Here is a 15,306-nt window from a genome sequence, read left to right as displayed (position 1 = left end):
GTTTCCAGGGAAGGGGGCGGGGACGCTCTGCGCGTCCCCGCCCCCATTGAACCGCTGTTTAGCTCCGCGCCCGGAGCCGGGTCGCCGGTGTCAGAGCCGGCAGGCGTGGATGTTGGTCACCAGGATGGCCCGGGCGCCGATGCTCCACAGGTCGTCCATGATCCGCTGGGCCTCCTTGCGGAGCACCATCGAACGGACCGCGACCCAGCCCTCGGTGTGCAGCGGGGAGACGGTCGGCGACTCCAGGCCCGGGGTCAGCGCGACGGCGGCGCCGACCTGCTCGGCACGGATGTCGTAGTCCATCAGCACGTAGCGGCGGGCCACCAGTACGCCCTGCAGACGGCGCAGGAACTGGTCGACGCCCGCGTCCTCCCCCGCGCCCTTCGGGCGGATCACCACGGCGTCGGACACCAGGATCGGGTCGCCGAACACCTCCAGGCCGGCGTTGCGCAGGCTGGTGCCGGTCTCCACCACGTCGGCGATCACGTCGGCGACGCCCAGCTGCACCGCGGTCTCCACCGCGCCGTCCAGCTTGGTGACGGTGGCCTTCACCCCGTGGTCGGCGAGGTGCTGCTCGACCAGCCCGGTGTAGGAGGTGGCGATCCGCAGGCCCTCCAGGCCCTGGACGTCCTTGACCTCCACGCCCTCCGGGCGGGCGAAGCGGAAGGTGGAGCCGCCGAAGCCGAGCGCCAGCACCTCCTCGGCGTTGGAGTGCGAGTCCAGCAGCAGGTCGCGGCCGGTGATCCCGACGTCCAGGCGGCCGGAGCCGACGTAGACGGCGATGTCGCGCGGGCGCAGGAAGAAGAACTCGACCTCGTTGTTCGGGTCGACGAGGACGAGCTCCTTGGGATCCTTGCGCTGGCGGTAGCCGGCCTCATGGAGCATCTCCGCCGCGGGACCCGAGAGCGAACCCTTGTTGGGGACGGCGATGCGCAGCATGGAGGTCGGTTCCTTACCTGGTGGGGAGTGGAGTGGCACGTCGGCCGGTTCAGAGGTACTTGTAAACGTCTTCGAGCGTCAGCCCGCGGGCGACCATCATCACCTGAAGGTGGTAGAGGAGCTGGGAGATCTCCTCGGCGGTCTGCTCGTCCGACTGGAACTCGGCGGCCATCCAGACCTCGGCGGCCTCCTCGACAACCTTCTTGCCGATCGCATGGACGCCCTGCTGGACGAGCTGCGCGGTACGGGAGGACGAGGGGTCGCCGGTGGCGGCCTTCTGCTGGAGCTCGGTGAAGAGCTCCTCGAATGTCTTCAGAGCCATGATGGACTCACCTTACGGCGTGCGGGCTTACGGGCGGTAAACGGTCCCGGACCGTGGACAGTCCAATGGACGTCCACGGTCCGGGACCCGGTGTGCTGGTCGTACCGCCGGCTCGGGCGGGCTCGGGTGCGGCCGGGGGCTCAGGCGATCGCGCGGAGCACCGCGGCGGTGGCGACGGCCGCGGTGACGGCCTCGTGGCCCTTGTCCTCGGCGGAGCCGGGCAGGCCCGCGCGGTCCAGCGCCTGCTCCTCGTTGTCGCAGGTCAGCACGCCGAAGCCGACGGGGACGCCGGTGTCGACACTGACCTGGGTGAGGCCGGAGGTGGCGGCCTGGCAGACGTAGTCGAAGTGCGGGGTGCCGCCGCGGATGACGACACCGAGGGCGATCACCGCGTCGTAGCCGCGCTCGGCGAGCCGCTTGGCGGCGACCGGCAGCTCGAAGGTGCCGGGCACCCGGAGCACGGTGGGCTCGTCGATGCCGAGCTCCTTGAGCGCCCGGTGGGCGCCGTCCAGCAGCCCGTTCATCACCTGGTCGTGCCACTGGGCGGCGATCACGGCGACCTTCAGGCCGGCGGCGTTGTCGATGGTCAGCTCGGGGGCTCCGTGGCCGCTCATGTGCTGTTCCCTCTCGGTGGTCGGTACGGGGGGTGGGGTGCTTCAGGAGTCCTGGCCGAGGCCGGGCAGGTCGTGGCCCATCCGGTCGCGCTTGGTGCGCAGGTAGCGCAGGTTGTGCTCGCCGGGCGGGGTCTCGATCGGCTCCCGGCCCTTGACCTTGAGGCCGTGCTCGGTGAGCGCGGCCAGCTTGTCCGGGTTGTTGGTGAGCAGGGTCAGCGAGCGCACGCCGAGGTCGCCGAGCATCTGCGCGCCGATGCTGTAGTCCCGGGCGTCGGCCGGCAGGCCGAGGTCGAGGTTGGCGTCGACGGTGTCGCGGCCCTGCTCCTGCAGCTCGTAGGCGCGCAGCTTGTGGGCCAGGCCGATGCCCCGGCCCTCGTGGCCGCGCAGGTAGAGGACGACGCCGCGGCCGGCCTCGGCGACCTTCGCCAGCGAGGCCTGGAGCTGCGGACCGCAGTCGCAGCGCAGCGAGCCGAACACGTCGCCGGTCAGGCACTCGGAGTGGACCCGGACGAGGACGTCCTCGCCGTCGGGCAGCCGGCCGTCGGCGTCCAGGCCGCCGGCGACCAGCGCGAGGTGCTCGACGCCGTCGATGGTGCCCCGGTAGCCGACCGCCGTGAACTCCCCGTACGCGGTGGGCAGCGCGGTGACGGCCGCCCGGTCGACGTGCAGCTCGGTGCGGCGGCGGTAGGCGATCAGGTCCTCGATGGAGATGATCGCCAGGCCGTGCTCGCGGGCGAAGGCGACCAGCTCGGGCAGCCGGGCCATGGTGCCGTCGTCGTTGACCACCTCGGCGATGGCACCGGCCGGCGCCAGCCCGGCCAGCCGGGCCAGGTCGACGGCGGCCTCGGTGTGGCCGGGGCGGACCAGGACGCCGCCCTCGACGGCACGCAGCGGGAAGACGTGCCCGGGGCGGGTGAGGTCGCCGGGCTCGGTGCCGGTGGAGGAGAGCAGGCGGACGGTGCGGGCGCGGTCGGCGGCGGAGATGCCGGTGTCGACCCCGTCGCGGGCGTCCACCGAGACGGCGTAGGCGGTGCCCTTGCGGTCCTCGTTGACCTGGGTCATCGGGGGCAGCTTGAGCCGGTCCAGCTCGTCGCCGGTCATCGGGGTGCAGATCACGCCGGAGCTGTAGCGGATGGTGAAGGCCATCAGCTCGGGGGTGGCGGCGGAGGCGGCGAAGACGATGTCTCCCTCGTTCTCGCGGTCCTCGTCGTCGACCACGATCACGGCGCGGCCGAGGGCGATGTCGGCGATGGCCCGCTCGACGGGGTCGAGCACCAGGTCGAGGTCGTCGCCCGGGCCGGTGGCCTGGTGCGCGGTCCTGCCGGCGGTCTGGTGCGCGGTCTGCTGCGTGGTCCGGTTGGCGGTCATGCCGTGACTCCCTGCGGGACGGTGGCGGACGAGGTGCGCGGCTCACGGGTGCTCAGCCACCAGGAGCGCAGGCCGAGCAGCACCAGGACGAAGTAGATGGAGTAGGTGAGGCCGGAGAAGGCGTAGCCGCTGTTGAAGGCCAGCGGGACGCCGACCACGTCGACGGCGATCCAGGCGAACCAGAACTCGACCCAGCCGCGGGCCTGGGCGACCATCGCCGCCAGCGTGCCGACGAAGATGTACGCGTCCGACCAGGGGCTCCACGACAGGCTGGGGTTGGCCAGGAACAGCCAGGCCAGCGCGCTGGTGCCGAACGCGGTGCCGGCCACCAGCACGGCCCGCTCGGGCCAGGTGGCGAACCGTACGGAGATCCCGCCGGTGTCGCGGCGGCCGCGCTGCCACTGGTTCCAGCCCCAGGCCGCGGTGGCGACCACGATCAGCTGCTTGCCGATCAGGCCCGGCACATGGCCGTTCAGGTACGCGGTGATCAGCACGGCGCCGGAGAGCAGTTGGACCGGCCAGCTCCACACCGAGCGGCGCCAGCCGAGCGCCAGGGCGGACAGACCGAGCAGGTTGCCGATCATGTCGGCCCACTTCACGTGCTCGCCGAAGGCCGTGAAAGCGATTCCGCTGAGCCAGTTCACTGGGGGTCTCCGGCGATGGTGGTGGGGAGGGTGCGGGATTCGAGCAGGCGCTCCACGTACTTGGCGAGGACGTCCACTTCGAGGTTGACGCTCTCGCCGGCCGACTTGGCGCCGAGCGTGGTCAGCGCGAGGGTGGCGGGGATGAGGCTCACGGTGAAGCTGTCGCGGGCGGCCTCGACCACGGTGAGGCTGACGCCGTCGACGGTGATCGAGCCCTTCTCCACCAGGTAGCGGGAGATGGTGGCGGGCAGCGAGAAGCGCAGCACCTCCCAGCGGAGGTTGCCGTCCGCGTCCCGCTCGCCCGGCTCGCGGGCCAACAGCGTTCCGGTGGCGTCGACATGGCCCTGCACGAGGTGCCCGCCGAGCCGTGCGCCCAGCGCCATCGCGCGCTCCAGGTTGACCCGGGAGCCGGGGGCGAGTTCGCCGAGGCTGGAGCGGTGCAGCGTCTCCGCCATCACGTCCGCGCTGAACTCGCCGCTGTCCGCGGCCAGTTGCTCGGGGGTGTCGACAACGGTCAGGCAGACGCCGTTGACCGCGATGGAGTCGCCGTGGTGCGCGTCCTGACAGACCACCGGGCCGCGCAGACGGATTCGCGAGGAGTCGCCGATCTCCTCGATCGACACGACCTCGCCGAGCTCTTCGATGATGCCGGTGAACACCCGGGTTCTCCTCGCGCTTAGGGGCGCGGACTCCGGGGCGGCATGGGAGAGGACACGGACGGGCACGGGTGCGCGAGCCGACCGGGCGGGGCCCGTCGTCGCGGTGGCCGGCCCCCTGAGGAGGGGTGTCGGACCGCCGGGAGGGAGCCTCCCGTCGCACACCTTCCCGAGGTCCACCGGGGGACCACGGGCACTGCTCTTCGTCCGCCGCGCACACCTCCCATCCGGACTTTAACCGTCGGTCCAGGAATTTCACCTGGTCAACCGGCCGCTGGCTGCGGACGGGTCGCGGACTGTAACCGCCGGTTCGGATTTTCACCGACCCCGGAGTGCGCTGAACGTCACTGCTACTTCTGACGTCATTGTGCCATGGTCCGCGCAAGCCCAGGGAGAGGCTTCCACTGTGGTCTGTTTCACGCGACGGCCGGGAATGCGCCGGGGTGCGCTCCACCGCGTCCCCGTCGCCTCCCGCCTTGGTGCGGGCGGCACTCCGGTCTCCGGTGCGCCACCACCGCGGCGGCGTGCCGTCGTTGCAGCTCAGCGTCGCGGTCGTCGCTGCGGTGGGCGGGGATCCGTGCGCTCGTACCGGCCCCGGGCGTCGGTGTGCACCGGCTCGCGGGCGTACCGGGGTTGGCCGTCCGGATCCAGCATTCCCGGAGTACCGGCGGGAGGCCGGTGGACGGCGGGTGGAATCGGCGGGGCGGGGCGGTGGAGGGTGCCTTGAGGGGCTCCGCGTCCTACCCGGCGGCTGCCTTGGCGGCTTCCCTGGCGGTGTCCGGAGGCGTCCCGCGTGGACGGCGGCACGGTGGGCGGCGCACCCTGGAAGGACAGCAAACCCGAGCGGGCCCGGTCGGGGCGGGCGGGCACACTCCCCGATCAGGAGGTACGAGGACGATGGCCAAGTTCATGGACGTCCACCACGGGATGACCGGGATCACCGGCGAGGAGCTCCGCAAGGCCCACCAGGCCGATCTGGCGATCGAGGAGAACGAGGGCGTGCACTTCGAGCAGGCGTGGGCCGACCCGGAGTCGGGCACCGTCTACTGCCTCTCCGAGGCACCCTCCAAGGAGGCCGTGCAGCGCGTCCACGAGCGCACCGGCCACCCGGCGGACGAGATCCACCCGGTGCCGCTCACGGTGTGAGCACGCTCGGCGGTTGCGGGCGGGCCCGGCCGTGCGCGGGCGGGTCCGGCCGTATGCGGGCGGGCTGTGACCGCTCGATCCGGCGGCTGCGACCGCTTCGGACCCCGCGGGTCAGGCGGTCGGGATCGGCGTGAAGTGGGTGACCTCCGGCGGGTGCGCGAGGTACCGGAGTTCACCCTCCGACCAGACCGGGCGGATCCGCCACATCGGCCCGGCGTACCCGCGCAGGGCGGCCTCGTCGCGCCAGCGGCTCACCACGAGCACCCGGTGGCCGTCGTCGGTCACCGACTGCATCAGCTCGCCGCCCAGGCACCCGTCCGTCCGCACGAGCTCGGGGATCACCCGGCTGGTGAGCAGCGAGCGGAACTCCTCGATTCGGCCGGCCGTGACCTGTCCGGCCCAGATCCTGATGATCATGGCCGCCACCTCCCGCGAAAGCGCGTCCCTGGCCCCCATTATCGGCGGAAAACCGCTGGTGGGGAGGGTTCGGGCGAGGTTTCCCAGACGGTGGCCAAAGAGCCCGGCAGAGCCCTCGGCTAGATTTCCGGTATGACCACCACACCGGAAACTGCCGCTCCGTCAACCAGCCCGTCGGGCGCCCCCGGGAGCCTTTTCGCGGCTCTCGACGCGGGCGCCGTCCGGGATACCGAGAACCTGCGGGAGATCTACGAGCAGCCGGGCGACCACGCCCGACGCAAGCAGGTGGACCACATCCACGAGGTGGCCCGGCAGCTGATCGCCTGCTCCTCGCTGGTCTTCGTGGCCAGCGCCGACGCCGCCGGGCGCTGCGACGTGTCGCCGCGCGGTGGACCGGCGGGGCTGGTGTCGGTGCTGGACGAGTACACGCTGGCCATTCCGGACGCCACCGGCAACAAGCGGCTGGACACCCTGCACAACATCGTCGAGACGGGTCGGGCCGGGTTGATCTTCGTGGTGCCCGGTCGGGACACCACCCTCCGGGTCAACGGGCGGGCCTGCGTCTCCACCGACCCGCAGCTGCTGGAACAGCTGACGGCCGTCGGCAAGCCGCCGCGCAGTGCGATCGTGCTGGCGGTCGAGGAGGTGTACGCGCACTGCCCGAAGGCGTTCCTGCGCAGCTCGGCGTGGAAGCCGGAGAACTGGCTCGGCAAGGACGAGCAGCCCAGCTCGGCCGAGGTCACCCTCTCCCACCTGCGGGATCCCTCGCTCACCGTCGAGATGATCGAGCAGAGCGAGCGGGAGTCGCTGCTGTACCGGTACGAGTGACCACGCGGGGCTCGCGAGGGGGCGGGGGCCGGGTCGCCGGTGCGGGTGCCGGGTCGCCGGTGCGGGTGCCGGGTCGCCGGGGCGGGTGCAGGCCGGTGCGGGCCGTTCCGGGGCTGCGGTCTCGGGCACCGGCATCAGGCGGCGGTCTTGGCGATGTCCACCACCGGGGCGCCGGCGGCCGCCCGTTGGACCGCCTCGACTCCCTTGTGGGCGGCCTCCTTGCTCGGGTAGCCCTGGCCGGTGGCGACGATCTCGCCGTTGCCCGCCTTGAGCCGGAACCGGTACTTGCCGCCGGCGTCCTCGTAGACCTCGAACCTGCCCGCCATCCGGGCCACCTCCTCGCGTGGGACGCACGGCGCGCCCCCTCCAGCACGGTGCGCCCCTCCGGCGCCCGTCCGCACCCGGGTCTCCGCCGGACGGGTGAAGCGGCGCCGACGGCGTGCCGGGGCCGCGGGCGGCGGCTTGAATGGACGGATGGACTGCGTCTTCTGTGCGGTGGTGGCGGGCGACGAAGCGGCCCACCGGGTACTGGACGACGAGGCGGCGGTGGCGTTCCTGGACCGGCGACCGCTGTTCCCCGGCCATGTGCTGGTCGTCCCACGCGCCCACCACCGCACGCTCGCCGACCTGCCGGCGGCCGAGGTGGGCCCGTTCTTCCTCCAGGTGCAGCGGGTGGCCGCCGCCGTGGAGCGGGGGCTCGGCGCGGCGGGCAGCTTCGTGGCGGCGAACAACCGGATCAGCCAGTCGGTACCGCATCTGCACGTCCACGTGGTGCCGCGCAACCCGAAGGACGGGTTGCGCGGCTTCTTCTGGCCGCGCGGGCGGTACCCGGACGAGGCGGGCGCGGCGGAGGTCGCCGAGCTGCTGCGCGCCGCACTCGCCGAGCCCGGGTGACCGCCGCACTCGCCGAGCCCGGGTGACCGCCGTCGCGCGCTGTCAGCCCACCCGGACGTTGTCGAGCACCCAGTACCAGTTGTTGTCGCCGGTGTAGCGGAAGCGCAGCCGCAGGCCGGTGGCACCGGCCGGGACGGCGAGGGTGAGCGTCTGCGGGCCGTTGACCTGGGTGGTGTGGCTCCTGACGACGGTCGGCGTGCCGCCGTCCCAGACCGCCAGGACCTGTGCGGTCTGGCTGCCCTCGGGCTGGTAGTAGGTGGTGTAGGAGACGGTGACCGTACCGAGCCCCGCCACCGGGTAGGACGGGCTGACCAGGGTCGAGTCGTAGACCCCCTTGAAGGTCTTGTCGGCCCACTCGTCCGAGTCGGCGACCGCGAAGACGTTCCGGGAGCGGACGTTCAGCTCGCGGTTCTGGTCGCGCTGGGTCTTGGTCCAGAACTCGTCGGTGGTGAAGCTCCAGCCGCGCCACTCGGTGATGCCGCCGGTGCCCATGGCGGAGTTGTCGACCGACCAGCCGCTCGGCGGGGTGTGGGTGAAGCCGAGGGTGCCGGCGGCGATCCCGGTCTCGTCCACCCGGCCGGTGAGCTGGGGGCGCAGTGCGTCGAAGGCGTCCGGGACGAGGCTGCCGATCGGGCTGCCGTCGAGGCCCCAGGCCGGGTCGACGGCGATCCCGAGGTGGGCCAGGGCGGTGGGCGCGATGTCGACCATCCGGACGTCGTGGCGGACCGAACCGGCCGGGAGGCCACCGCCGTTGGCGATCACGAAGGTCTGCCGCTCGCTCCAGCTGGAGCCGCCGTGGCCGCCCAGGTCGGTGTGGCCGTGGTCGGCGGTGACCATGATCAGCCAGTCCTCCTGGGCGTAGCCGGCCCGGCCGCGGACGGCGGCCACCAGCTGGCCGACCTGGGCGTCGACGCCGCGGATCGCGTCCAGATAGGCCTGGCTGGCGGCGCCGCTGGAGTGGCCGGCGTGGTCGACGTTGTCGAGGTGGACGAGGAGGGCGTCCGGGCTGCCGTCCCGCAGGAGGGCGACCGCGCGGGAGGTGGTCCCGGTGTCGTACTCGGCGGACGGGGTGGCGATGCGGGTGTCGACCCTGCCGGAGCAGATGGTGGTGGCGACCGGCCCCCAGGACGCGATCACGTGGGTGGAGAGTGCGGGGGCGGCCGTCTCGACGCGGGTGAGGAAGTCGGGGTAGGCGGCGAAGGCCGGGGCGGTGAAGTTGTTGTCCCTGACGTTGTGCTTGTCGGGCCAGACGCCGGTGGCGACGGTGGACCAGCCCGGGCCGGAGGCGGTCTCGGCCATCGGCTTGGCGTAGAGGCTGCCGGCGGCGGTGAGGCCGCCGGCCATCAGGGCGTTGAGGTTGGCGGCGCCGGCGTCCTTGATGCGGTTGAGCATCGCGCCGTCGAGGCCGATGAGCAGGACCTTCGGCGTACGGGGCGTGGTGGCGGCGGCGGTCGCGGGGGTGGTCGTGGTGCCGGTGGCGGCGGTACCGGTGGCGGCGGCCACGGCGCGGCCGGCCAGCGGGCCGGTGGCCAGCAGGGCGGCGGCGGTGCCGAGGAGCAGTCCTCGGCGGGGGATGCCCGCGGGGCGGGTTCCGGCGGTGCGGGGTTCGGTGGTGCGGGGTTCGGTGGTGCAGGGCTCGGCGGCGGGGGTTCCGGCGGTCACGTCGTCTCCTGAGGCTGCGTCATGGAGCGGGAGGGAGCGGAAGGGGGGAGCGGTGACAACGGTCGGAGCGGCGGGTGGCCGGAGGTCGCCCGGGTTTCGTCCCGGGCGTGAACAGCTCTCGAATTCGGTCCAGACCCGTTACCTTTTGGTGATCAAATGGGGGCGGCGACGGCCGGGTGGCGGCTTGGCAGCTGCAGTGCGGAGCCGGCCTCAGTCGGCGGCGAGGTGGGTGGTGAAGCTGAACCGGTCCCCGCGGTAGAGCGAGCGCACCCGCTCCACCGGGACTCCGGCCGCGTCCCTGGTCAGCCGGTGCAGCAGCAGCATCGGCAGGGCGGGCGGCGTACCGATCAGCAGCGCCTCCCGCGGCGAGGCGAGGACCGTCTCGATCCGCTCGTCCGCCGCACCGAAGGCGATTCCCGCCTGCTCCTTGAGGAACGCGTAGAACGACGACTCCGGGTCGAACTCCCGGTCCAGCCCGGGCACCCTCGCCACCGCGACGTACGTGCTCTCCAGTCCGATCCGCTCGCCGTCCGCCAGCAGCACCCGCTCCAGATGCCAGACCGACTCCCCCACCGGCAGCCGGAGTTGACCGGCCAGGTGGACGTCGGCGGCGATCCGCTCCAGGCCGATCAGGTTGCGGCCCGGGGTGCGCCCCTGACGGCGGACGCCCTCGGTGTAGCTGGACAGCGACAGCGGCTGCTCCAGCTTCGGCCCGGCTACCACGGTACTGCGGCCGCGCCGGCGGACCCGCCCCTGGATCAGCAGATCGCGCAGCGCCTGGCGCAGGGTCTCGCGGGCCACCTCGAAGCGGGCAGCCAGCTCACGCTCGGTCGGCAGCACGCCGCCCTCGCCGAGCTCGTCGATCAGCGCCTCCAACTGCCCCTTCACCGCGTAGTACTTGGGCACCCGACCGTGCTCCGGAATGCCCGACCGGATCGGCCCGCCGGGGCCGGGCAGGGCGGCGGAACCGGGAGTGTCGTCCATCCGGACATCCTCGCAGACCCAGCCGATTCCGGCCGAATCCGGCACGACCGGCACCGCATCACCCCGCAACCCCTTGACAGGTATAGACCATTCCGCTTGAGTCTGGGTCAGCCCCGTCGTCATCGGCGCACCGGCCCGCACCCCGGTCGGCCCGTCCCCCACGACGTGCCCGCGCCGCAACCCCGACGAGGCCCGGCTCCCCTGCCCGAACGCCCTTCCCCTGTTTCCCGCTTCCCCTGCTCCTCCCTTCCTCCCTTCCTCCACGACCGTGCGGCCCCCACCGCACAAGGGGTGATGAAGTGTCCATGAAGCGTCTACTCGCGCTGCTCTCCGCCGTGGCGACCGCGCTGGCGATCGCGCTGCTGCTGCCCGCCTCCGCGGCCAACGCGGCGGCCTGCGCCGCCCCCTGGAACGCGTCCACCGCGTACACCGGCGGCGCGGCCGTCTCCTACAGCGGGCACAACTGGTCCGCCAAGTGGTGGACCCAGAACGAGGCCCCGAGCACCGCCGGCACGGGTGTCTGGGCCGACCAGGGCACCTGCGGCGGTAGCGGCCCGACCTCCCCGACCCCCACCTCGGGCAACTGCTCCTACCCGGACTGGGTCGCCGGGCGCACCTACACGACCGGCACGATCGTGCACTACACCAACGGCGGGCTCTACCGGGCCACCCACGACAACCCGGGCTACGACCCGGTGATCAGCACCTGGTACTGGGAGCCGTTCAACTGCGGCTCGACGCCGACCGCCACACCGACCTCGACCCAGACGCCCAACCCGGGCGGATTCCCGGTCAGCGAGGCGCAGTTCCAGCAGATGTTCCCGAACCGGAACCCCTTCTACACCTACCAGGGCCTGATTGACGCCACCGCCGCCTTCCCCGGGTTCGCCCGCACCGGCAGCGACACCGTCCGCCGCCAGGAGGCCGCGGCATTCCTCGCCAACGTCAACCACGAGACCGGCGCACTCGTCTACGTGGTCGAGCAGAACACCGCCAACTACCCGCACTACTGTGACAGTTCGCAGCCGTACGGCTGCCCGGCCGGACAGGCCGCGTACTACGGGCGCGGGCCGATCCAGCTGAGCTGGAACTTCAACTACAAGGCGGCCGGCGACGCCCTGGGCATCGACCTGCTGCACAACCCGAACCTGGTCCAGACCGACCCGGCCGTCGCCTGGAAGACCGCGCTCTGGTACTGGAACACCCAGACCGGCCCCGGCACCATGACCCCGCACAACGCCATGGTCAACGGGTACGGCTTCGGTGAGACGATCCGCAGCATCAACGGCTCGCTGGAGTGCAACGGCGGCAACCCCGCCCAGGTGCAGAGCCGGATCAACGCCTACCAGAGCTTCACCCAGATCCTCGGCACCGTTCCGGGCTCCAACCTGAGCTGCTGACGCCGCCGATCGGGGGCGGGGGCCGGGTGACCGGTCCCCGCCGTTCGGGCCGGGTCCTCGGGCCGGGCCTGGCCGTTCGGGATAGGTCGTTCGGGATAGGTCGTTCGGGCCTGGCCGACTGCCGTGTTCGGCTCCGGCGGTCGCTCACGTATCCCTTTGGGCATACGCCTGTGGGCGGACCGGCGGGGACCGGAATCATCGCTACGGCTGACGACCGGGCAGGTGGCGGGCACCTAGGCTCACAGGCATGAGCGATCTTGGCAGCCTTGTCCAGCAGACCGCCGACCGGCTCGCGGGCCAGCAGGTCGGTGTGGTCGTCGCCGGGCTGGCCGGTGACGCGGTGGAGATCCGCGGCGCCGGCCGCACCGGCGCGGGCCCGGCCGCCGACGTACCCGGAGCGCACACGCTGTTCGAAGTCGGCTCGGTGACCAAGGTGTTCACCTCCCTCACCCTGGCCCGGCTGGTCACCGCCGGGTCGGCCGCCCTGGACGAGCCGCTCGCCGACGCGCTGCCGGCCGGCTCCACCGTGCCGAGCAAGGGCGGAACGGCGATAACGCTCCAGCACCTCGCCACCCACTCCGCCGGGCTGCCCCGCCTACCCGCGGGGATGCTGCTGCCGGCCCTGCTCAACCCGCGCAAGCCCGACCCGTACGTCCACTGCACCGGCGAGGCCCTGCTCGCCGGACTCGCCCGGACGCGACTGCACAGCGCGCCCGGCCGCGGCTTCCGCTACTCCAACCTGGGCGCAGGGCTGCTGGGCCTGGCCCTCGCCCACCGGTCCGGCATCGGGTACGGGGAGTTGGTGGCGCGGGAGATCGCCGAGCCGCTCGGGCTCGCCGACACGGTGATCGAGGTGAGCGGGGAGCAGTCGGCCCGACTCGCCCAGGGCCACAGCCCGCGGCGAAGGCCCGTACCCCGCTGGAACCTGGCCGATCTGGCGGGCGCCGGCGCGCTGCGCTCGACCGCCGCGGACCTCGCCGTGCTCCTCCGCGCCCAACTGGCCTCCGGCCGTGGCGAGGACGGCCCGCTCGCCCCCGCGATAGCGCTCACCCGCGAGGTCAAGCACCGGGTCAACCCCTTCGCCTGGGCGCACCTGGGCTGGCTCGGCCACCGCCTGCACCCGCACCAGGGCGGCCATCTGCAGATCTGGCACAACGGCGGGACGGGCGGCTTCGCCTCGTTCGTCGCCTTCGACCCGGAGAAGCAGGTGGGCGTGATAGTCCTGGCCAACACCCGCCGCTCGGTCGACCCGGCGGGCACGGCCCTGCTGCGAACCCTGCAGACCGACCACGCGACGGCCGGGTAGGTCGGCGGCCCGCAGACTGATCGCTCGCCGTCCGCCAGGCCAACGGGCGGTTCAGACGGTCAGGGGTTCACGGGCGGGGGGGTGGATCGCCCCCTGATCAGGCGAGGGGCGAGCCGTCAGTCGCGGTCCGCCGGCGGACCAGCACCCTGGTGGTGCTTCCGTCCTCCTCCTCGACGTCCTGGACGTGCTCGAACCCGATCCGGTCCAGCAGGGCCAGTGAGGCCGTGTTCGATGCGGCCACGGTGGCGTGGACACGGGCCAGTCCGAGCGTGCCGAAGCCGTAGGCGGTGACGGCCTCCGCCAGCTCGGTCCCCAGGCCGAGCCCCCAGGCCGCCGGCGCCAGGGCGTAGATGATCTCGTGCCCTCCGGTGGCCTCGGTCGCCTTGATCTCGGCGTGCCCGACCAGGAGTCCGTCCCGGCGGACGGCCCAGACGTCGAAGAGGTCCTGGGCGTAGACCTTGGTGAAGATCCGCCCGAACAGTGCCCGGTCCGCAGCTTCGGAAGCAGGGCCGTCACCCATCCAGCGCGACACCCTGGTGTCCTGGAACAGGGCGACGAAGCCCTCTTCGTCGTCGGGGAGGTAGGGCTCCAGGAGCAGCCGCTCGGTGCGCAGGGTCGGGGTCACGGAAGGCGACGCTACCCACGCGGCGCGCGGTCGGCAAACACTTTCACGGATGCGGCTTGGCCCTCCCGCGAGGCGCCGTAGCGGGCCGGGAGGTGTGGCCCGCACCACATCTTCGAATAGTTGGAATTCCAAACCCACTAGACCTATGGTGGGTTTGCTTTTCCAACTGCCGCCGGAGCCCTGACCGGCCCGGCACCACCCGGAGGAAGGCGGCCGCCATGCGTGACGCCGTGATCGTCGAAGCCGTTCGCACCCCCATCGGCAAGGGCAAGCCGGGAGGGGCCCTCTCCGGCGTCCACCCCGTCGAGCTGCTCGCCCACACCCTCCAGGCCCTGATCGGGCGCAGCGGAATCGACCCGGCGCTGGTCGACGACGTGATCGGCGGCTGCGTCGACCAGGTCGCCGAGCAGGCCATGAACACCACCCGGAACGCCTGGCTGGCGGCCGGGCTGCCGGAGTCCGTCCCGGCGACCACCGTCGACCGGCAGTGCGGCTCCTCCCAGCAGGCCGTCCACTTCGCCGCCCAGGGGGTGATCGCGGGCGCCTACGACGTGGTGGTCGCCTGCGGGATCGAGTCGATGAGCCGGGTGCCGATGTGGTCCAACGTTCCGCCCGGGGCGGACCCGTTCAGCACGGCGATCACCACCCGCTACCCGGGTGGGCTGGTCCCCCAGGGCATCAGCGCGGAGCTGATCGCCGCCCAGTGGTCGCTCTCCCGTGCGGCGATGGACGAGTTCGCCGCCGGTTCGCACGCCAAGGCCGCGCACGCCCATGCGGCCGGGCTGTTCGAGCCGGAGCTGGCTCCGGTCACGACGCCCGGCGGCCTGGTCACGATGGACGAGTCGGTCCGCCCGGGCACCACACCCGAGGTGCTCGCCGGCCTGCGGCCCGCGTTCGCGGACCCGGGTTTCGGCGAGCGGTTCCCGCAGATCGACTGGTCGGTGACGGCGGGCAACAGCAGTCCGATCAACGACGGCGCCTCGGCCGTCCTGATCACCGACGGCGAGACGGCGGCGCGGCTGGGCCTGCGTCCGCTGGCGCGGCTGCACTCCTTCGCGGTCACCGGGTCGGACCCGCTGCTGATGCTGACCGGCGTCCTGCCCGCGACCGAGAAGGTGCTGCGCCGCTCGGGGCTCTCCCTCGCGGACATCGACCTGTTCGAGGTGAACGAGGCCTTCGCCAGCGTGGTGCTGACCTGGCTGCAGGAGACCGGCGCCGACCCGGCGAAGGTCAACGTCAACGGCGGTGCGATCGCGCTCGGCCACCCGCTGGGCGCCAGCGGCACCCGGCTGATGACCACCCTGGTGCACGCGATGCGCGAGCGCGGCGCCCGCTACGCCCTGCAGACCATGTGCGAGGCGGGCGGCCTGGCCAACGCCACCATCCTGGAGGCGCTGGACTGACGCCGACCGGCGGGCCCGAGCCCGCCGGATGCGTCCGCACCGCCGGCTCGGATGCCCGCCGGGTCGGGTACCAGCCCGGTCGTCGCGGACCCGGGGCT

The 15,306-nt window shown here is 72.6% G+C and carries 17 protein-coding genes and 1 riboswitch; of the genes, 6 read left to right on the top strand and 11 right to left on the bottom strand.

The window, feature by feature from the left end; translation table 11 throughout:
* Positions 1–90: 90 nt before the first annotated feature.
* The 6 genes from hisG to ACGFZP_RS19840 form a co-directional block, all read right to left on the bottom strand.
* Positions 91–939, bottom strand: coding sequence for an ATP phosphoribosyltransferase (gene hisG, locus ACGFZP_RS19865; protein WP_387942749.1), 849 nt, complete (start codon positions 937–939; stop codon positions 91–93).
* Between the two features lie 49 nt (positions 940–988).
* Complete coding sequence (locus ACGFZP_RS19860) at positions 989–1,261, bottom strand: phosphoribosyl-ATP diphosphatase (protein WP_387942747.1); 273 nt, start codon at positions 1,259–1,261, stop codon at positions 989–991.
* Between the two features lie 140 nt (positions 1,262–1,401).
* A complete protein-coding gene (gene ribH, locus ACGFZP_RS19855) occupies positions 1,402–1,875 on the bottom strand; it encodes a 6,7-dimethyl-8-ribityllumazine synthase (protein WP_392934457.1) in 474 nt (157 codons plus the stop codon).
* Between the two features lie 42 nt (positions 1,876–1,917).
* Positions 1,918–3,243 (bottom strand): bifunctional 3,4-dihydroxy-2-butanone-4-phosphate synthase/GTP cyclohydrolase II, encoded by a 1,326-nt coding sequence (locus ACGFZP_RS19850; protein ID WP_392934456.1) that lies wholly within the window; start codon positions 3,241–3,243, stop codon positions 1,918–1,920.
* Positions 3,240–3,887 (bottom strand): nicotinamide riboside transporter PnuC, encoded by a 648-nt coding sequence (locus ACGFZP_RS19845; RefSeq protein ID WP_392934454.1) that lies wholly within the window; start codon positions 3,885–3,887, stop codon positions 3,240–3,242. The genes ACGFZP_RS19850 and ACGFZP_RS19845 overlap by 4 nt, the downstream gene beginning before the upstream one ends.
* Positions 3,884–4,546 carry a riboflavin synthase gene (locus ACGFZP_RS19840; protein WP_392934452.1) on the bottom strand — a complete coding sequence of 221 codons (663 nt, stop codon included), beginning with the start codon at positions 4,544–4,546 and terminating at the stop codon, positions 3,884–3,886. The genes ACGFZP_RS19845 and ACGFZP_RS19840 overlap by 4 nt, the downstream gene beginning before the upstream one ends.
* Positions 4,547–4,754: 208 nt before the next feature.
* Positions 4,755–4,882: riboswitch (FMN riboswitch) on the bottom strand.
* Between the two features lie 558 nt (positions 4,883–5,440).
* On the opposite strand from ACGFZP_RS19840, the gene ACGFZP_RS19835 reads away from it, so the two are divergent.
* Positions 5,441–5,689, top strand: coding sequence for an SCO4226 family nickel-binding protein (locus ACGFZP_RS19835; RefSeq protein ID WP_392934450.1), 249 nt, complete (start codon positions 5,441–5,443; stop codon positions 5,687–5,689).
* Between the two features lie 111 nt (positions 5,690–5,800).
* Here the strand turns inward: ACGFZP_RS19835 and ACGFZP_RS19830 are convergent, their stop codons facing one another.
* On the bottom strand, positions 5,801–6,106 hold the full coding sequence (locus tag ACGFZP_RS19830; RefSeq protein ID WP_392934447.1) for an antibiotic biosynthesis monooxygenase family protein: 306 nt from the start codon (positions 6,104–6,106) through the stop codon (positions 5,801–5,803).
* A 132-nt stretch (positions 6,107–6,238) separates the two neighbouring features.
* On the opposite strand from ACGFZP_RS19830, the gene ACGFZP_RS19825 reads away from it, so the two are divergent.
* Positions 6,239–6,934, top strand: coding sequence for an MSMEG_1061 family FMN-dependent PPOX-type flavoprotein (locus ACGFZP_RS19825; RefSeq protein WP_392934444.1), 696 nt, complete (start codon positions 6,239–6,241; stop codon positions 6,932–6,934).
* Between the two features lie 134 nt (positions 6,935–7,068).
* Here the strand turns inward: ACGFZP_RS19825 and ACGFZP_RS19820 are convergent, their stop codons facing one another.
* Positions 7,069–7,260 carry a YegP family protein gene (locus ACGFZP_RS19820; RefSeq protein ID WP_392934442.1) on the bottom strand — a complete coding sequence of 64 codons (192 nt, stop codon included), beginning with the start codon at positions 7,258–7,260 and terminating at the stop codon, positions 7,069–7,071.
* Between the two features lie 148 nt (positions 7,261–7,408).
* Between ACGFZP_RS19820 and ACGFZP_RS19815 the strand changes: the two genes are divergently transcribed.
* Complete coding sequence (locus ACGFZP_RS19815; RefSeq protein WP_392934439.1) at positions 7,409–7,828, top strand: HIT family protein; 420 nt, start codon at positions 7,409–7,411, stop codon at positions 7,826–7,828.
* 42 nt (positions 7,829–7,870) lie between these two features.
* On the opposite strand, the gene ACGFZP_RS19810 is transcribed toward ACGFZP_RS19815, so the two are convergent.
* A complete protein-coding gene (locus ACGFZP_RS19810; protein WP_392934690.1) occupies positions 7,871–9,364 on the bottom strand; it encodes an alkaline phosphatase family protein in 1,494 nt (497 codons plus the stop codon).
* A 336-nt stretch (positions 9,365–9,700) separates the two neighbouring features.
* Positions 9,701–10,474: a GntR family transcriptional regulator gene (locus tag ACGFZP_RS19805; RefSeq protein WP_392934436.1), complete on the bottom strand. Its 774-nt coding sequence runs from the start codon at positions 10,472–10,474 to the stop codon at positions 9,701–9,703.
* 305 nt (positions 10,475–10,779) lie between these two features.
* On the opposite strand from ACGFZP_RS19805, the gene ACGFZP_RS19800 reads away from it, so the two are divergent.
* Together ACGFZP_RS19800 and ACGFZP_RS19795 are read left to right on the top strand one after the other, a co-directional pair.
* A complete protein-coding gene (locus ACGFZP_RS19800; protein WP_392934434.1) occupies positions 10,780–11,874 on the top strand; it encodes a glycoside hydrolase family 19 protein in 1,095 nt (364 codons plus the stop codon).
* A 247-nt stretch (positions 11,875–12,121) separates the two neighbouring features.
* Positions 12,122–13,180 (top strand): serine hydrolase domain-containing protein, encoded by a 1,059-nt coding sequence (locus tag ACGFZP_RS19795; RefSeq protein WP_392934432.1) that lies wholly within the window; start codon positions 12,122–12,124, stop codon positions 13,178–13,180.
* Positions 13,181–13,277: 97 nt separating this feature from the next.
* Here ACGFZP_RS19795 and ACGFZP_RS19790 read toward each other — a convergent pair whose 3' ends face one another.
* A complete protein-coding gene (locus tag ACGFZP_RS19790; RefSeq protein WP_392934430.1) occupies positions 13,278–13,805 on the bottom strand; it encodes a GNAT family N-acetyltransferase in 528 nt (175 codons plus the stop codon).
* Positions 13,806–14,023: 218 nt separating this feature from the next.
* Between ACGFZP_RS19790 and ACGFZP_RS19785 the strand changes: the two genes are divergently transcribed.
* Positions 14,024–15,208 carry a thiolase family protein gene (locus tag ACGFZP_RS19785; protein WP_392934427.1) on the top strand — a complete coding sequence of 395 codons (1,185 nt, stop codon included), beginning with the start codon at positions 14,024–14,026 and terminating at the stop codon, positions 15,206–15,208.
* Positions 15,209–15,306: the final 98 nt, after the last annotated feature.

This window comes from Kitasatospora sp. NPDC048239 (assembly GCF_043202015.1).
Taxonomy (GTDB): Bacteria; Actinomycetota; Actinomycetes; order Streptomycetales; family Streptomycetaceae; genus Kitasatospora.
This window is presented reverse-complemented; position numbering and strand designations above follow the sequence as displayed.